Genomic DNA, 15,047 nt, shown 5'->3' on the forward strand with positions numbered 1-15,047 from the left:
CTATCTCGCTTATTTAACATAAAGCCATTTAGCGTACAGTGCCTTTTGCGCAGCTGTCTGGTTATCGACGGGTTCCAGCCGGTAGCTTACCAGCGGATTCTGCGAGAGGGTAACCGGTATCTCGCGCAGCAGTCCCGCCCGGTTCACTAAAACGTTGATCTTGTCGCCCACACGCCGACCGCTCACCTGGCGGAGCAGATCGTCCCCAACCCGTACGCCATCAATCGAGATGACTTCATCACCCACATTGAGGCCATCCGTGTAGGCTGCCGACCCACGCCGGACACCGGAAATGGTTGATTTACCGTTAGCGACCGTTGTGGCTGCGCCCAGGAAACCATCCTGCTGTTTAGCCGCCACGTTGACCAGTTTCACGCCAACCGGCTCAAAGTACGCGTTGTAGTTGATGGGCTCGGCCGTATTCACGCCGATCGTGAAAAAATCATCTAGCTTACGGCCCGCCACCTGCTCGGCCGCTTTCCGAAACTCGTCGTCCGTGAACCCACGCTTCTGCTTCTTGTAATAGTCAGCGTACAGCAACCGCATCAGATCATCCATGTTGCGTTCGCCATTGCTGGCCGACAAAATCGCCAGATTTAACAGCGTGCCTAAAACACTTCCTTTGCTGTAGTAGGATATGGTCGTATTGGCCGAATTTTCGTTGGGCCGGTATCCTTTGATCCAGGCATCCCAGCTTGATTCAGCGGCCGACTGCACCCGCGTACCCGGCTGATTTTCTATTTCCGTGATGCTGCTGGCAACCAGGGCCAGGTAAGCCTCGGGGCTGTGGAAACCTGCTCTGCGCAGAATGTATTCCTGATAGAATGACGTGCAACCCTCTGACAGCCACAGCATATGGGTGTAGTTCTCGTTCTCGTAATCAAACGGCCCCAGCGCCACCGGCCGGATACGCTTGACATTCCAGAGGTGAAAATATTCGTGCGCCACCAGCGACAGAAACCGTTTGTAATTGGCTTCGGTAGCGTAGGCATTTCGTGTCGTTTCGAGTGTGGTTGAATTCAGGTGTTCAAGACCACCTCCACCCGGCGGAATATGGTGCACAATAAACGTGTACTGTTTACAGGGGTGCTCGCCCACAACTGAGGCAGCCGCTTCACAAACGCGTTTATAATCAGCGGCTAACCGTTGCTCATTGTACTCTACATCCCCAAACATGGCCACCGTATGCGGAACGTTGGAGGCCGTAAAGCTGAAGGTATGGTGGTTACCGATCTCAATGGGCGAATCGACCAGCAGATCAAAATCGGCCGCTTCGTAGGTGTACGTCTGGCCACTCACTGGTTCGAGACCGGTTGCTACGTTTTTCCAGGTTTTGTACGGTTGCACAACCACCCGGAGGGGAATATTTTTCAGCGCATCGTGGTACATGAACATACCGGCGGGCGTCACGTACCCATGATCGGCATCCACAAAACTCGTCCGAACGGTCAGTTCATTGGCGTACACCCGATAACGAACCGTCAGGTTATCGTCGGTGGTGTAGACCCGCCAGGCATTTTTGCGAATTTTCTCGCTGGCAACGGGCTTCCCCCCGGCCGAGGCCGTAAACGCTTCCACGTTTTTGGCGTATTCCCGAATCAGATAGGACCCCGGTGTCCAGACCGGCATTTTGATGTCTATGTACCCATTTTTCTTCGCATTGGTGGCGGCAGCCACGTTCTTCAATTGCATTTCTACCTCAAAATAATGCGTTTGTGGCTCGGGCATCGAGAGCACATACGTTACCCCGGGCAAGGCCGCTGGCGGGTTTTCGTCGTCGATGAGTTTAGGACGGGCAGTTGATGAGAATGGAATAAAAAATGTCCAGACAGTAAGTAAATACAGAAGCCGGGCGTTTTTTTTCATACGGAAACAGGAATACCTTCGTTTTTTGTCCAGATTAGACGTGATATTTGTCAATTATCGGCGAAACTACGACGCAATCGTCTTAAATGATAGTTTCAGGATCAAAGTTTCGACCGGATTGTCGTAGCGATTTTCGGGTGCTGTGCGCCTGAAACCGCTGGGGTAAATCGGTTAAAAGCTGCCCCTGACACGTTGACCTTACATTTTTTCATATGCCCTATTCAACCGCCCAGTTGGGTCAATACCATTTGGTCCGTATCAACAGCAGTCGGTTATTCGTTTTCCTGGCCTTTGGGTTGTTTTTCAGCCTATCGGCTCTGGCCCAGCGAACCCAGAGCTACGCGGAGCCTGACTACCACTACCGGAATGGCCTTGAACTGTTTGAGAAAGCCAACTATGCCGCAGCCCGTTATGAGTTTCGGCAATACCTCGAACCGCGCCGGGGCGACGGCTCACGCACGCTGCTCAACACCGGTGATCAGAATCTGGTCGAGGCTGAATACTACATCGCCCTCACTAGTCTGTACATTGACGAGCCAGGTGCTGAACTGCTCGTAGACCGCTTCGTTAAAAACCACAGCCAGCACCCGAAAGCCGGTCAGCTCTATGGCGATTTAGGTACCTATTACTACAATCGGCAGGATTACTCAAAAGCCATCGACTTTCTGGAGAAAGCCGTAGCGCAGGGCGGCAGCGCAACGCAGCAAACCGGCTACAAGTACCAGCTGGCTCTCTCCTACTACAATACGCAGGATTTGAAAAAGGCGTTGCCCCTGCTCAATGAAGTCAAACTCGATGCAGGGTCAGCCGATGCGCCAGCGGCCTCCTATTACGCCGGGGTCGTCAATTTCCGCAACCGTAATTACAACGAAGCGGTGGCCGACTTCCGACGCGTGGAGAACAATCCGATCTATCAGAACCAGGTGCCCAACTGGATTGCCCAGGCACTTTACCGGCAGCGTCGGTTCGATGATCTTCTGACGTACACCGAACCGCTGCTGAAGCGCAACAACGGGGCGGGCCTGAATGAAGTAGCCCTGTTTACGGCTGAAGTTTTTTATCAGCAAAACCAATTCGCGCGGGCTATTCCCTACTACAAGCAGTATCTCAACGCAACGGGAGCCAAAGCGCCGGGCGCGGTCAAGTTTCGGTACGGCCAGTCGTTGTTCCGTACAGGTTCCTATAATGATGCCATTACGCAACTGAAATCGCTGGCGGGGGGCAAAGACACAACCGCTCAGTACGCAGCTTATACGCTGGGGGTCAGCTACCTGCAAACCCAGAACCCGACCTATGCACTGAACGCCTTCGATCAGGCAGGACGGCTATCCTTCAACCGGGAGATTCAGGAGGAAGCCCGATTCAACCACGCCAAACTGCAACTGGACCAGAACAATGGCGCCGATGCGGTGAAAGAACTGACCGCGTTTCTGAAGCAGTATCCCGACAGCAAGTTTGAGAACGAAGCCAACGAACTGGTGGGTGAAGCGTATTATGCGTCCAATAATTACCCGGCCGCGATTGCCTACATTGAAGGCCTGAAACGGCGGACGTCTAAAATCAACGCTACCTATCAGCGGCTGACCTATAACCAGGGGGTCAACGATTTCAATGCGGAACGCTACCAACAGGCCGTTGCCAATCTGGATAAGTCGTTGAAATTTCCCGTTAGCAATGACTTGCAGCAGGCCGCTCAATTCTGGAAAGCGGAAGCTTACTCGGCTGGCAAGCAGTACGATACTGCCATTCCTTTGTACGCCAGCCTGAAATCGGGCGCGGGCGATTACGCGGCCAAGAGCCTGTATGGCCTGGGGTATGCGTACTACAACAAAAAAGAGTACGCCCGTGCCGTTCCCTACTTCCGGGATTTTGTGAGCAAAGGTGCCACGGCCGATGGTACAGCTCAGATTCAGGATGCCACGATTCGCCTTGCTGACAGCTATTTTGCTACAAAACAATACGAAAATGCCCTGCGCTCGTACGAACAGGCCATTGCCCAGAATGCGCCGGATAAAGATTATGCGTCTTATCAGAAAGCGGTCATTCTGAGTTATGTCGGCCGCGATGCAGAAGCCAAAGCACAGTTCGATCAGGTGCAGCGGCAGTATCCGAATTCGCGTTTTGTGGACGAGTCACTATTTCAGAAAGCGAACGTCGATTTCGAGAAGGGTTCCTATCAGATTGCCATTCAGGGATTTACCAAGTTGATTCAGGACAAGCCTAACAGTTCGCTGGTACCGGCGGCCTTGTTAAAACGGGCCATTGCCTACGGTAACATCCAGCAGTACGACCCGGCTGTAGCCGATTACAAACGCATACTGGATAACTACGGCGACTCCGACCAGGCACAAAGTGCCTTGCTGGGTATTCAGAATACCTTGAATGATGCCGGTCGACCCGAAGAATTTTCGCAGGTACTAGGTCAATACAAAAAGGGAAATCCGGGTAGTACGGACGTAGAGCGGGTTCAGTTTGATAACGCCAAGAACATCTACTCAACGGGTAAATACCAGCAGGCGATTCAGTCGTTCCTGGCCTTTATGCAGGAATATCCGGCCAGTCCCGGCACAAATGAAGCCCGGTATTACCTGGGCGAATCGTACCGGCAAACCGGCGATGTCGCGAATGCCCTTCGCTACTACAACCTGGTGATAGCCGATAATAAATCAGACTTCCTGGTCCGGGCCGCTACCCGGGCGGCTGATCTGGAAAGCAAGCAAAAGAATTACCCCCGTGCCATTCGCAACTACCAGATCATTCAGGGCCGGGCCAACAGCAAAGCCGAGCAGGTTACGGCTCAGTTAGGCCTGATGGACACCTATTTCGTTTATCCTAAACTCGACTCCGCAGCCGCTATCGCCCGCGAAGTTGTAGCGGGTGGAAACGTAGTAGCTGGTGCTCAGAACCGGGCTCAACTAATGCTGGGTAAAGTTGCCCTGGCCAAAAATGATTACAAAACGGCGCAGGCTGACTTTGAGAAAACCATTGCCCTGGCTAAAGATGTCAGTGGCGCGGAGGCTCAGTATTACCTGGGCGAAATCCTGTACCGGCAGAAAAAATACAAAGAGTCCGTGACTACGTTGCTGAAGTTCAACGAACAGTTCAGCGACTTTGAATACTGGAAAGGCAAGGCGTTCATTTTGGTCTCCGACAACAATGTCGCCCTGGATGAACCCGCCCAGGCGAAAGCGGTTCTCAACTCCATCATCGAAAATTCATCCGACCAAACCATCGTTGCCGAAGCTAAAGAAAAGCTCGCTGCGCTGGAATCCAAAAACTAGATCGATGGGACTGTAGATAAGATGTACGATATATATGTAGGATGTAAAGTGACTATACATCCTACATATATATCGTACATCCTACATGCACTTCCGTTGTACATTCACTATGATCGTACGTCCCCTCCTTACCCTCACCTTGCTTTCCTGGTCTACGGTGCTGATTGCCCAACAGACCAAGCCAACGCGCCCTGTCAAAGAAGGCGAAGTGGATAACCAGGAAATAACGGTTGAAAAAAGTCGGAAAATAGAATTACCACCGGCCAACCGGATTTTCAACAAGATCCCGTCGGTTAAGCAATCGGCCGAACAGCGAAAACTGACGTACGAGTTCGAGGACCGAAAATTAATCATCGGCGATCCTAAAATTACCCCCGGCGTGCTGGCTCCGTCCACCACGCAACCCGACGAAACGCCAGCTTACAACAACTATGTGAAGCTGGGGGCAGGGAATTACAGTTCTTTTTTAGGCGAAGGTTTCTTTGGCATCAACAACCTGTCGAACCTGGCGCTGGAAGGGTCCGTTCGGCATTTGTCGTCGGCCATCGGACCCGTTGACGGGAAAAACTCGGCTCAGAGCGACACCCGCGTGCGGGTTACGGGTAAGTATCTGGCCGACGCATTTAAAGTACAGGCCGACCTCGGTTTTGATCGGAACACGTACAATTTCTACGGCTACAGCCGCGAATATGCCGCCCAGTCTTCCTTCAATCCGGATTTGATCAAGCAGCGCCTGAATACAGTAAACGTCAAGCTTGGCATTGAAAACGCCAAATCGGAAAACGCCGTCGATTACTCCCTCCGCACGGGCATTACGTCTTTGAGTGACCGGTTCAACGCCACCGAAACTGACTGGGGAACCAACCTGAATGCATCCATCGGCATTACGGACAATGTGTTCGCGCTGGTAGCCGCTGATGCCTATGTGACCCAGCGATCCGATGGATCTATTGTCGACAACCGGAACCTGTTTCGGGTGAAGCCCACGTTCAAATACACCTCACCCCTGTTTACCATTACGGCGGGTATCAATGCGGTGAACCAAACGGATCAGCGACAGGGTATTAACGACACACGAGCCTTCCCGGTGGTCGATATTGACGTAGCTCCCATCGCGAACATTCATATTTTTGCGGGCGTTGACGGCGATATTAACCGAAACACGCTCCGCTCGTTATTAGCTGAAAATAAGTGGCTTGGCCCGCAAGTTCTGCTGGTTAACACTGTTAAGTCATGGGATATTTACGGGGGTTCGAAAGGAAATATTGGTGGCGGTTTTTCATACGAGGGCAAGGCATCCTACGCCCGTTACCGGAACTTCTCGGCATTCAACAACAGCACGACTGACACCTCAAAATTTTTCGTTTTCTACGATGGCGGGATAGCCAATGTACTGACTCTTTCGGGCCAGCTGGCTTATGCGCAGAAAGACAAGTTTCGTTCTTCGTTAAAAGCCGACTATTTTAACTACAGCCTTGACCGGCTCGAACAGGCCTGGGGACGTCCTCAATTTGCGGCCACCTGGAGTAACTCGTATACGCTGAACAAAAAATTATTTGTAACAGCGGACCTGTATTTTTATCAGGGTATCAAGAACAAAAACTTCACCTCCGGTGTGGTTTATACCCTCAAACCAATCTACGACGCCAACCTGAAAATTGACTATTTCCTGGGTAAACAAGTCTCGGCCTTCGTCTCGTTGAATAATATCTTTAGTCAGAATTACCAGCGGTATTTGTATTATCAGACGCAAGGGCTTAACTTTCTTGGAGGAATCAGTTATTCGTTCTAAACCTTCCACCAACGCACCTATGGCTGCTGTAAAAGACTACCTCAAAAAGCTGCTCTATCAGTACGACTGTGTGGTTATTCCCGAACTAGGAGCTTTTCTTACTCACTATCAACCGGCAGCTTTTACGGAAAATAGCGGCTTGTATTTACCCCCTCGTAAGCGTGTTGCGTTCAATGAGGCCCTTCGTTTCGACGATGGTATTCTGGCTAATTACATCATGCTTCACGAGCCGGTAACCCGCGAAGGTGCTCAACGATACATCAGCCAGTTCGTCAGCGAGGTACGTCAGCAAGTCAATGCAGAAGGCCGATTCGAGATTGACGGTATCGGAACATTCACCCACAATGAGGAAGGCCGCCTACAGTTCGATCCCAGCCTTCGGCATAATTTCTTTGGCGAAGCTTATGGCATGAGTGCGTTGTCAGCCCAGTTGGTTGGTCATAAAACCGAGCCTGTTCTGGACGCCGTACCCGTTACGGCGCTCGGTCCCGTATTGGTTCGGGACGAAGATGTAACGTTGACACCCTACCGCCCGGCACGCCCTTACTGGCGGGTAGCCGCTGCCGCTCTCTTAATCGGTTCACTCGGGCTATTCAGTTATTTTTCGGTTATTAATCCGGGGCAACCATTACAGAGTAGCCTCGACCCCACTAACCTGTTCCGGGTTCCAGCCTCCTGGTTCGCACGTTCCGAAACACCCACTCTCGTTTCTAAACCGGTAGTTATTGCTCCCGTTACTAGACGGCCTGTAGCGATAGTCGAACCGGTTGATACACTGACCGCCCCCGCTTCTGCACCCGCCGAACTGGTGGCAGTATCTCCAGACGTAGCTAAAGTAAAACTTGAACCGACTACCGTTGCTGAGCCTGCTTTAGCTTCCTCCAAACCAGAACTGGCACCTGAAGCAACGGTTACTACCGTTAAGGCTATTCGTACAACGCCTTATTATACCGTTATTGCCGGCGTGTTTCAAAGCAAGCGAAATGCGCTTCGCTTGAAACGGCAGCTACGGAAAGCGGGCTATGCCGATGCCTTTGTCATTATGCCTGAACGTGGTCAAAAAGTGCTTAAGTATAAAGTAGCAGCCTCGGGTTCGGCAGACCGAGAGGAAGCCGTTGCCAGCATGGCAACTGTTAGCGAGTTGGCTGGTTCGACCGCCTGGCTCTATAAAAATTAACTAATTTAATTCAGATGAAAAGGGCAGCTTTACAGGCTGCCTTTTTTTTTATACCAGGCCTGTGAAACATTTTACTAAGCCCCTATTTTATTATTCTGACGCAGGAAGAATGATAAAATAGGCCAATCAGAAGGCCAGGAAAGTTAAACTAGACCCGTTCTCTTTGCTTTTGATGGGATAAAGCAGACTGACAAGTAGAAGTAATTAAAACAAAAACGGCTCCCTCTTTCGAAGGAACCGTTCTGCACACATACAAACAGGAACGTTAGCCTAAGTACGTCTTTAACGCTTTCGACCGCGAGGTGTGGCGTAACCGACGAATGGCTTTTTCTTTTATTTGCCGAACCCGTTCCCGGGTAAGGTTGAATTTTTCACCGATCTCTTCGAGGGTCATAGCATGTTCGCCATTCAACCCAAAATAGAGCGTGATAACGTCCGCTTCCCGTTGCGTCAAGGTCGACAGGGCCCGCTGCACCTCTTTGCGCAGCGAGTCGTTGATCAGACCAGAATCAGGTTTGTCTTCGCCGTCATTTTCCAGTACGTCAAGAAGGCTATTTTCTTCACCCTGCACAAACGGAGCGTCCATCGACACGTGCCGACCTGAAATTTTCAGGGTATCAACGACTTCAGCCGCGGATATTTCCAGCACTGCCGCTAACTCTTCCGGCGATGGTTCCCGCTCAAATTTTTGCTCCAGGTCCGAGAACGTTTTCGAGATCTTGTTTAGCGAGCCAACCCGGTTGAGGGGTAGCCGCACGATCCGGGATTGTTCGGCCAACGCCTGAAGAATAGACTGACGAATCCACCAAACGGCGTACGAGATAAATTTAAATCCACGCGTTTCATCGAAACGTTGTGCCGCCTTGATCAGACCCAGGTTTCCTTCGTTGATCAGGTCACCCAAAGAAAGGCCCTGGTTTTGGTATTGCTTAGCCACCGACACCACAAAGCGAAGGTTTGCTTTCGTTAGTCGCTCCAGCGATAGTTGGTCACCTTCCCGTATTTTCTGGGCTAGCGTTACCTCTTCATCAGGGGTAAGCAGGTCCACTTTACCAATTTCCTGCAAGTACTTGTCTAACGACTGGCTCTCGCGGTTGGTTATCTGTTTTGAAATCTTTAGCTGTCTCATAATCCGTTGTCCCCGGTGGAGTGACTATATAACGCTATCGTTTGACGTTGCATTACACGAAAAAGTAACAATGACTTACGCATTTTTGTTCTCTGGCTTCGGCAGCAAAACTTTACGCGATAAACGATACTTTCCGGTCTTTTTATCCACATCAATCAACTTTACTGTTACCTCCTCACCTACCTGCAAGACCCCGTCCATGGTTTCCAGACGCTCCCACTTAATCTCGGAAATGTGCAAAAGCCCGTCCTTACCCGGCATAAATTCAACGAAGGCACCGAAGGGCTGAATCGTTTTCACTTTACCCACATACGTCTCGCCCACTTCCGGCACCGCCACGATTCCTTTCACACGAGACACGGCTTTGTCCATGCTTTCTTTGCTGGTCGCAAAGATGCTAACCCAACCAGCATTATCGTGCTCATCAATGTTGACAACGGCACCCGAATCTTTCTGAATGTCCTGAACGACTTTACCACCGGGTCCGATAACGGCACCGATCTGGTTGGTGTCGATTTTGATGACCATAGCGCGTGGTGCATGCGGTTTCAAATCCGAGCGAACATCCGCAATGCCCTTCTTCATTTCACCCAGAATATGCAACCGGCCAACGCGGGCCTGTTCCAGCGCCTGCGCCAGCACCTCATACGACAAACCATCTACTTTCAGGTCCATCTGGCAGGCCACGATACCCTTTTCGGTACCCGTAACCTTGAAGTCCATATCGCCCAGGTGATCTTCATCCCCCAAGATATCGGACAGAACGGCGTATTTCTCCCCGTCCGAAATCAACCCCATCGCAATACCCGCTACCGGTGCTTTGATCTTGATACCAGCATCCATCAGAGCCATGGTTCCGGCGCAGACGGTAGCCATCGACGACGAACCGTTCGACTCCAGAATATCCGAAACAATACGGATCGTGTATGGATTTTCTTCGGCGGGCGGCAATACTTTCTTCAGCGACCGGTGGGCCAGGTTACCATGACCGATTTCACGACGGCCAGCACCCCGGTTTGGCTTCACCTCACCCGTTGAAAAACCGGGGAAGTTGTAGTGCAGCAGGAACTTGCTGTATCCCTGGTACATGGTTTGATCAACGATCTGCTCATCCGTTTTGGTACCGAGCGTAACCGTCGTCAATGACTGTGTTTCACCCCGGGTGAAGAGCGCTGAACCGTGAGGACCGGGTAGATAACCCGTTTCAGCCGAGATCTGACGAATCTGATCCAGTTTGCGACCATCCAGACGAGTGCGCTCATCGAGTACTAAACGACGCGAAGCCTCCCATTCCAAATCGTGGAAATAGGTTTTGATCAGACCTACGTTTACGTCTGCGCCTTCCGGGAACGAAGCTAAGTATTCGTCACGAACAGCCTTAAAGCCATCCGAACGTCCTTTCTTGCTTGGATTCTGTTTCAGGGCAACGGCGTAAATTTTATCGTAGGTAGCCGCACGAACAGCGGCACGAAGATCTTCGTCGTGTGTTTCGTGGTTGTATTCCCGCTTCTCCGTTTTACCAACTTTAGCTTCCAGCTCTTTCTGCGCCTGGCATTGTACTTTGATGGCTTCGTGAGCAACCTTTAAGGCTTCCACGACTTCGGCTTCTGAACATTCGTCCATTTCGCCTTCTACCATACAAATATCTTTGGCCGTAGCCGCCACGATCAGGTCGATGGTAGCCCGTTCCAGTTCGGAGGTCTTCGGATTGATCTTGTACTGGCCGTCAATTTTCGCAACGCGTACTTCAGAAATTGGTCCGTTAAAGGGAATATTCGATACCGCCAGAGCCGACGAGGCAGCCAGCGCGGCCAGTGCGTCAGGCTGAACTTCGGGGTCGGCGGAAATCAGGGTGATCATTACCTGCGTATCGGCGTGGTAATTATCCGGAAATATTGGCCGCAATGCGCGGTCAACCAAACGGCTGATCAAAATTTCGTGGTCACCCAGCCGACCTTCACGCCGTTGGAAACTGCCCGGAATGCGGCCAGCCGACGCAAATTTCTCTTGGTAATCAACGGATAAAGGAAGAAAATCAACGCCCTCTTTAGCGTCTTTACTCGATACAACAGTGGCCAGCAACATGGTGTCGCCCAACCTGACAACCACCGCGCCGTCGGCCTGACGGGCCAGTTTTCCGGTTTCGATGGTAATTTCCCGCCCGTCGGGCAGCGCAACGGATTGCGTGGTGATCTCAAACATACAACAGATTTTGAATACGTCCTCTTACAGCTTTAAACCGCTCGGCAGCCTACCCAGCTAACCTTTTTACTTGTACTTACGTGCACTCTCTGCCAATAGAAACAACAAAAATGAGGGAATCTACTGTGTAGCAGATTCCCTTTTTGTTGGTAGTCCTGAATTACTTCCGGAGTCCCAGTGCAGCCAGGATAGCCCGGTACCGCGTAATGTCCTTTTTAAGGAGGTAGTTCAGCAAACGCCGGCGCTTACCAACTAATTTTAATAAACCCAGTTGAGTGCCGTAATCGTGCTTGTGAGCTTTCAGGTGGCCAGTCAAATGACTGATCCGATAAGTAAAAAGCGCGATCTGGGATTCGGCCGACCCGGTGTCAGTAGCACTTTTGGCGTAACCCGAGGTGGAGAAGATCTCCTGTTTTTTTTCGGTCGTTAGATACATCTTCAGACAGCTAATTAAATTGAACTAATGAATTCGGGTGCAAATATAGGAAAAAAAGCGGTACGTTCGTACGTTAAAGCCGTAAGTTCGTGAGCCAGCGGTACGGTCAGCTCCAGCCGGAGACCGTCTTTATGCTTTTCGGCTGACCAGCCAGCGGTTTTTCAGCTTCTCCCAGGCAATCAGGTACACATCTTTATCGAACAGCCGGGAATCGTGTCGGGCGCGTTGCATGAGCAGCAGCCCCAGCGGAAACAGCACAATGTTGGCCATCCAGGCACCAATGGGCACCCATAGCAACCCATCCTTGGCGTACTTGTCGCCGGCAATGGTCAGTACGTACAGGAAGATGAAGAACACGATGGCAATCAACACGGGCAGACCAAAGCCGCCTTTTTTGATGATCGCTCCCATCGACGCCCCAATCAGAAACATCACAAAGACCGATACCGCCTGCGTGAACTTGTGGTGGCTCTCCAGTTCATACCGCCAAACGTTTTTTTCCTTCTCGGTCAGGTACGTTACATTCGACGTAGAGTACGACAAAATACTCTGGGCCTGGTTCAGCGCCATTTGAGCCAGATCGGGGGTAGGTATCGTTTGTTTTTTAAACAGCGAGTCAACCCAGTTGCCGGCCGTAATCTTCTTCTGTTTCAAAATAGCGTCAGCCTTGAACTGGTAATTATAATACTGACGCGACGAGCCGGCGACGACGAGACTGGTGTTGTTGTAGTCTTTCCGCAGAGAATCCGTTAAAGCCGATAACTGCTTGAGGTCTTTCATGTACTCGTGGTACTCAAACTGGTTTTCATCGGTCCGTTTGATACCGAACGACTCCAGACTGATCACAAGCCGGTAGTCCTTGAACCCGTTCCGCATGAACTGAGCCCCCTGGGCCGACGGTCCATTACTGGCATAACTGACGCTGTTGTCCGAGTACTCCTGGTAATCATTGCCATTGAAGAGCTGAAACACGAGGTAGGTTCGGTCTTTATCGGTATACATCCGCCCTGAATCGGCCAGAATGATTTCGCGATTACCCGACTCAATACCACTCGTTGGGTGCTTGTAAATAACCAGCCCTTTGAGCAGGTCACCGGTGGTGCTGTTTTTACCAGCTTTTACCTTGTGGTCGACCTTAATACTATAGCCCGGCAAATCATTGTAGAAGATACCTTCCTTCAGGTTCAGGGTAGCTTTGGCAGTTTTTATATCGTAGAGCAGACTGTATCCTTTCAGGTTGGCCCAGGGTGCTACTGAATTATTGAACCAGAACGAAAACGCGCTGATAAACGTCGCAACGATCAGCAATGGCTGCATCGCCCGGGTAAGCGAGATCCCCGCGCTTTTGAGCGCGGTCAGTTCAAAAAACTCGCCCAGATTGCCAAACGTCATCAAAGACGACAAGAGGACGGCCAGCGGCAGAGCGGTTGGGATAGTCAGTAAGGCAAAGTAAAACAGTAAGCGACCGAAGGTAGCCAGATCAAGGTCTTTGGAGACGAATTCGTCGATGTAGAACATCAGCAGCCGCATCAGGAAGATGAAGATGACGACGCCAAGTGTCAAAAAAAACGGCCCCCAAAACGAGCCGAGCACTAACTTATCTATTTTTTTCATTCTGCTATGCCGCGCAGGCGGACCCGAATGGACAGATACAGAGCAGGTGTTCTGCGTCGATCTGATTTATCTATAATACGCTACACGTAGTACGTATTTTGGGGCTTTCATAGTTCATCGGCGGGCCTCCGTTAACTAATTTTAACTTCCTACAATCTCTTTAAGCTTATCCATCAGGCCATCCCACAGATCCTGTAGCTCCTCTTCGTCGGCGGTTGTCGAGTAGTCGGTGATGCGCAGAAACGTCGATTGCGTCAATTCGCTCTGATCGACCCGAAAGTCGACGTAATTATTATCGGAGCCGGTTTCGGCTGTTTCCAGAAATTCGAAGCGTACCCCCTTATTTTGCCGCATCGATACCTGCCGGGCGATGTGACTTTCGTTGTCCCACTGAAAGTCGAACCGTTGCTCAGGCATCGTATTGACCTTGCTGGCGAACCATTGCGATAAGCCGGAAGCGGTACTGATGTAGGGAAACAGCATTTTGGGAGATGCCCGAAGTTCATATTCGGCGATAAACTTAAATTTCTCCATACGATCGTTGCTTGGAAAGGAGGGGCCTTGGCAAAGGTAAACGATTTTTTTTGCGAAAGTCAACGATTTTTTTTGCTTCGAGTGCATTTTTCCTTACTTTTGTGGAACGAAACGGCGGGGTAGCTCAGATGGTTAGAGCGTAGGATTCATAACCCTAAGGTCGGCAGTTCGATCCTGCTCCCCGCTACTCTTGACTTTATCTCCACTGTCAGCAAAACCCGCCCAAAAGCGGGTTTTGATCTTTATGGACAGCTGATAATCAAAGTTTCCTGGATGTGTCGTCAGACATGCGTTGGCAAACGTCGAATAACATTCCGTCCCCATTCATAAGAAAAGCGTTGACTCGAGATAAGTCAACGCTTTTCTTATGAATGACGTCTAGTTGAAAACTACTGAATCACTACGTTGAAATACGTATCCAGATCAGATGAGCCGGGGGTTGCGGTTCCGTTTTTCGAGTTAGGCTGGTGACGTAAAACAACCTTCAATTGGCCCGATCCGGCAGCACCGGTCTTTATTTCGGTGGATAACCCAACTGGATAGGGACCCGGGGCGGGGTTGCTGTCTTTGTCGGTTAACGTGACGGTTAGCGGTAATCCGGTGCTGGGGGTGTACACAAACAGGTGTTCGTTCAGCTTCTCCCTGATTTCCTCCGTAGCATCAAGCGTGGGCGTCTTTGTTTTGTCCAGCAGCGAAATAGCCCCGGTATAGGTTGTATTCGCTTTTAGGTTCAGCGTCGCCTTGCTGAAATCAGCGGCAGTATTCAGGTTTTCGACGGTCGCCGTTACGATGTCCGTAGACGCTGCTTTGTTCGTCAGGGTCAGGGTGGCCGTTGTGATGGCTTCGTTATCGTCTGTCGGAGCCACGTTTTGTTCGTCCTTCTTACAGGCACCGGCCAGTAGGAGCACCAGACACAGTACGATGATCGATTTTGCAGAGTAGTTCATGTTACTTACGTTTATAGTTTAAATTTTCAGGTTATTTCGTGGTTAAGACACCGTACCCGGGGAGCCAGT

The 15,047-nt window shown here is 50.9% G+C and carries 10 protein-coding genes and 1 tRNA gene; 4 read left to right on the forward strand and 7 right to left on the reverse strand.

Annotated features, from left to right (window positions below; genetic code table 11):
• Positions 1-9 precede the first annotated feature (9 nt).
• Entirely contained in the window at positions 10-1,866 is a 1,857-nt protein-coding gene (locus tag ACYU87_RS01110) for a M61 family metallopeptidase (RefSeq protein WP_461132175.1), read from the reverse strand.
• A gap of 212 nt (positions 1,867-2,078) precedes the next feature.
• Between ACYU87_RS01110 and ACYU87_RS01115 the strand changes: the two genes are divergently transcribed.
• From ACYU87_RS01115 to ACYU87_RS01125, 3 genes are all read left to right on the forward strand, one after another.
• Positions 2,079-5,147 (forward strand): tetratricopeptide repeat protein, encoded by a 3,069-nt coding sequence (locus ACYU87_RS01115; RefSeq protein WP_461132176.1) that lies wholly within the window; start codon positions 2,079-2,081, stop codon positions 5,145-5,147.
• A gap of 109 nt (positions 5,148-5,256) precedes the next feature.
• Complete coding sequence (locus ACYU87_RS01120) at positions 5,257-6,939, forward strand: TonB-dependent receptor (protein ID WP_461132177.1); 1,683 nt, start codon at positions 5,257-5,259, stop codon at positions 6,937-6,939.
• 19 nt (positions 6,940-6,958) lie between these two features.
• A complete protein-coding gene (locus ACYU87_RS01125; RefSeq protein WP_461132178.1) occupies positions 6,959-8,116 on the forward strand; it encodes an HU domain-containing protein in 1,158 nt (385 codons plus the stop codon).
• Between the two features lie 265 nt (positions 8,117-8,381).
• Here ACYU87_RS01125 and ACYU87_RS01130 read toward each other — a convergent pair whose 3' ends face one another.
• The 5 genes from ACYU87_RS01130 to ACYU87_RS01150 all read right to left on the reverse strand — a co-directional run bounded on the left by ACYU87_RS01130 (position 8,382) and on the right by ACYU87_RS01150 (position 14,031).
• A complete protein-coding gene (locus tag ACYU87_RS01130) occupies positions 8,382-9,245 on the reverse strand; it encodes a sigma-70 family RNA polymerase sigma factor (protein WP_009282104.1) in 864 nt (287 codons plus the stop codon).
• 75 nt (positions 9,246-9,320) lie between these two features.
• Positions 9,321-11,447 carry a polyribonucleotide nucleotidyltransferase gene (locus ACYU87_RS01135; protein ID WP_461132179.1) on the reverse strand — a complete coding sequence of 709 codons (2,127 nt, stop codon included), beginning with the start codon at positions 11,445-11,447 and terminating at the stop codon, positions 9,321-9,323.
• Between the two features lie 160 nt (positions 11,448-11,607).
• Positions 11,608-11,883, reverse strand: a complete 276-nt coding sequence (rpsO, locus tag ACYU87_RS01140) for a 30S ribosomal protein S15 (protein ID WP_461132180.1) — start codon at positions 11,881-11,883, stop codon at positions 11,608-11,610.
• A 129-nt stretch (positions 11,884-12,012) separates the two neighbouring features.
• Positions 12,013-13,497: an LptF/LptG family permease gene (locus ACYU87_RS01145; protein ID WP_461132181.1), complete on the reverse strand. Its 1,485-nt coding sequence runs from the start codon at positions 13,495-13,497 to the stop codon at positions 12,013-12,015.
• Between the two features lie 141 nt (positions 13,498-13,638).
• Entirely contained in the window at positions 13,639-14,031 is a 393-nt protein-coding gene (locus ACYU87_RS01150; RefSeq protein WP_461132182.1) for an START-like domain-containing protein, read from the reverse strand.
• A gap of 113 nt (positions 14,032-14,144) precedes the next feature.
• Between ACYU87_RS01150 and ACYU87_RS01155 the strand changes: the two genes are divergently transcribed.
• Positions 14,145-14,218, forward strand: a tRNA-Met gene (locus ACYU87_RS01155).
• 202 nt (positions 14,219-14,420) lie between these two features.
• Here the strand turns inward: ACYU87_RS01155 and ACYU87_RS01160 are convergent.
• Positions 14,421-14,978, reverse strand: a complete 558-nt coding sequence (locus ACYU87_RS01160; protein ID WP_461132183.1) for a hypothetical protein — start codon at positions 14,976-14,978, stop codon at positions 14,421-14,423.
• Between the last annotated feature and the right edge of the window lie 69 nt (positions 14,979-15,047).

The organism is Spirosoma lituiforme (genome assembly GCF_054776635.1).

Coding starts and splice junctions, on each gene's coding strand:
- ACYU87_RS01110 (WP_461132175.1), bottom strand. CDS start 1,866: ATGAAAAAAAACGCCCGGCTTCTGTATTTACTTACTGTCTGGACATTT.
- ACYU87_RS01120 (WP_461132177.1), top strand. CDS start 5,257: ATGATCGTACGTCCCCTCCTTACCCTCACCTTGCTTTCCTGGTCTACG.
- ACYU87_RS01130 (WP_009282104.1), bottom strand. CDS start 9,245: ATGAGACAGCTAAAGATTTCAAAACAGATAACCAACCGCGAGAGCCAG.
- ACYU87_RS01115 (WP_461132176.1), top strand. CDS start 2,079: ATGCCCTATTCAACCGCCCAGTTGGGTCAATACCATTTGGTCCGTATC.
- ACYU87_RS01135 (WP_461132179.1), bottom strand. CDS start 11,447: ATGTTTGAGATCACCACGCAATCCGTTGCGCTGCCCGACGGGCGGGAA.
- ACYU87_RS01150 (WP_461132182.1), bottom strand. CDS start 14,031: ATGGAGAAATTTAAGTTTATCGCCGAATATGAACTTCGGGCATCTCCC.
- rpsO (WP_461132180.1), bottom strand. CDS start 11,883: ATGTATCTAACGACCGAAAAAAAACAGGAGATCTTCTCCACCTCGGGT.
- ACYU87_RS01125 (WP_461132178.1), top strand. CDS start 6,959: ATGGCTGCTGTAAAAGACTACCTCAAAAAGCTGCTCTATCAGTACGAC.
- ACYU87_RS01160 (WP_461132183.1), bottom strand. CDS start 14,978: ATGAACTACTCTGCAAAATCGATCATCGTACTGTGTCTGGTGCTCCTA.
- ACYU87_RS01145 (WP_461132181.1), bottom strand. CDS start 13,497: ATGAAAAAAATAGATAAGTTAGTGCTCGGCTCGTTTTGGGGGCCGTTT.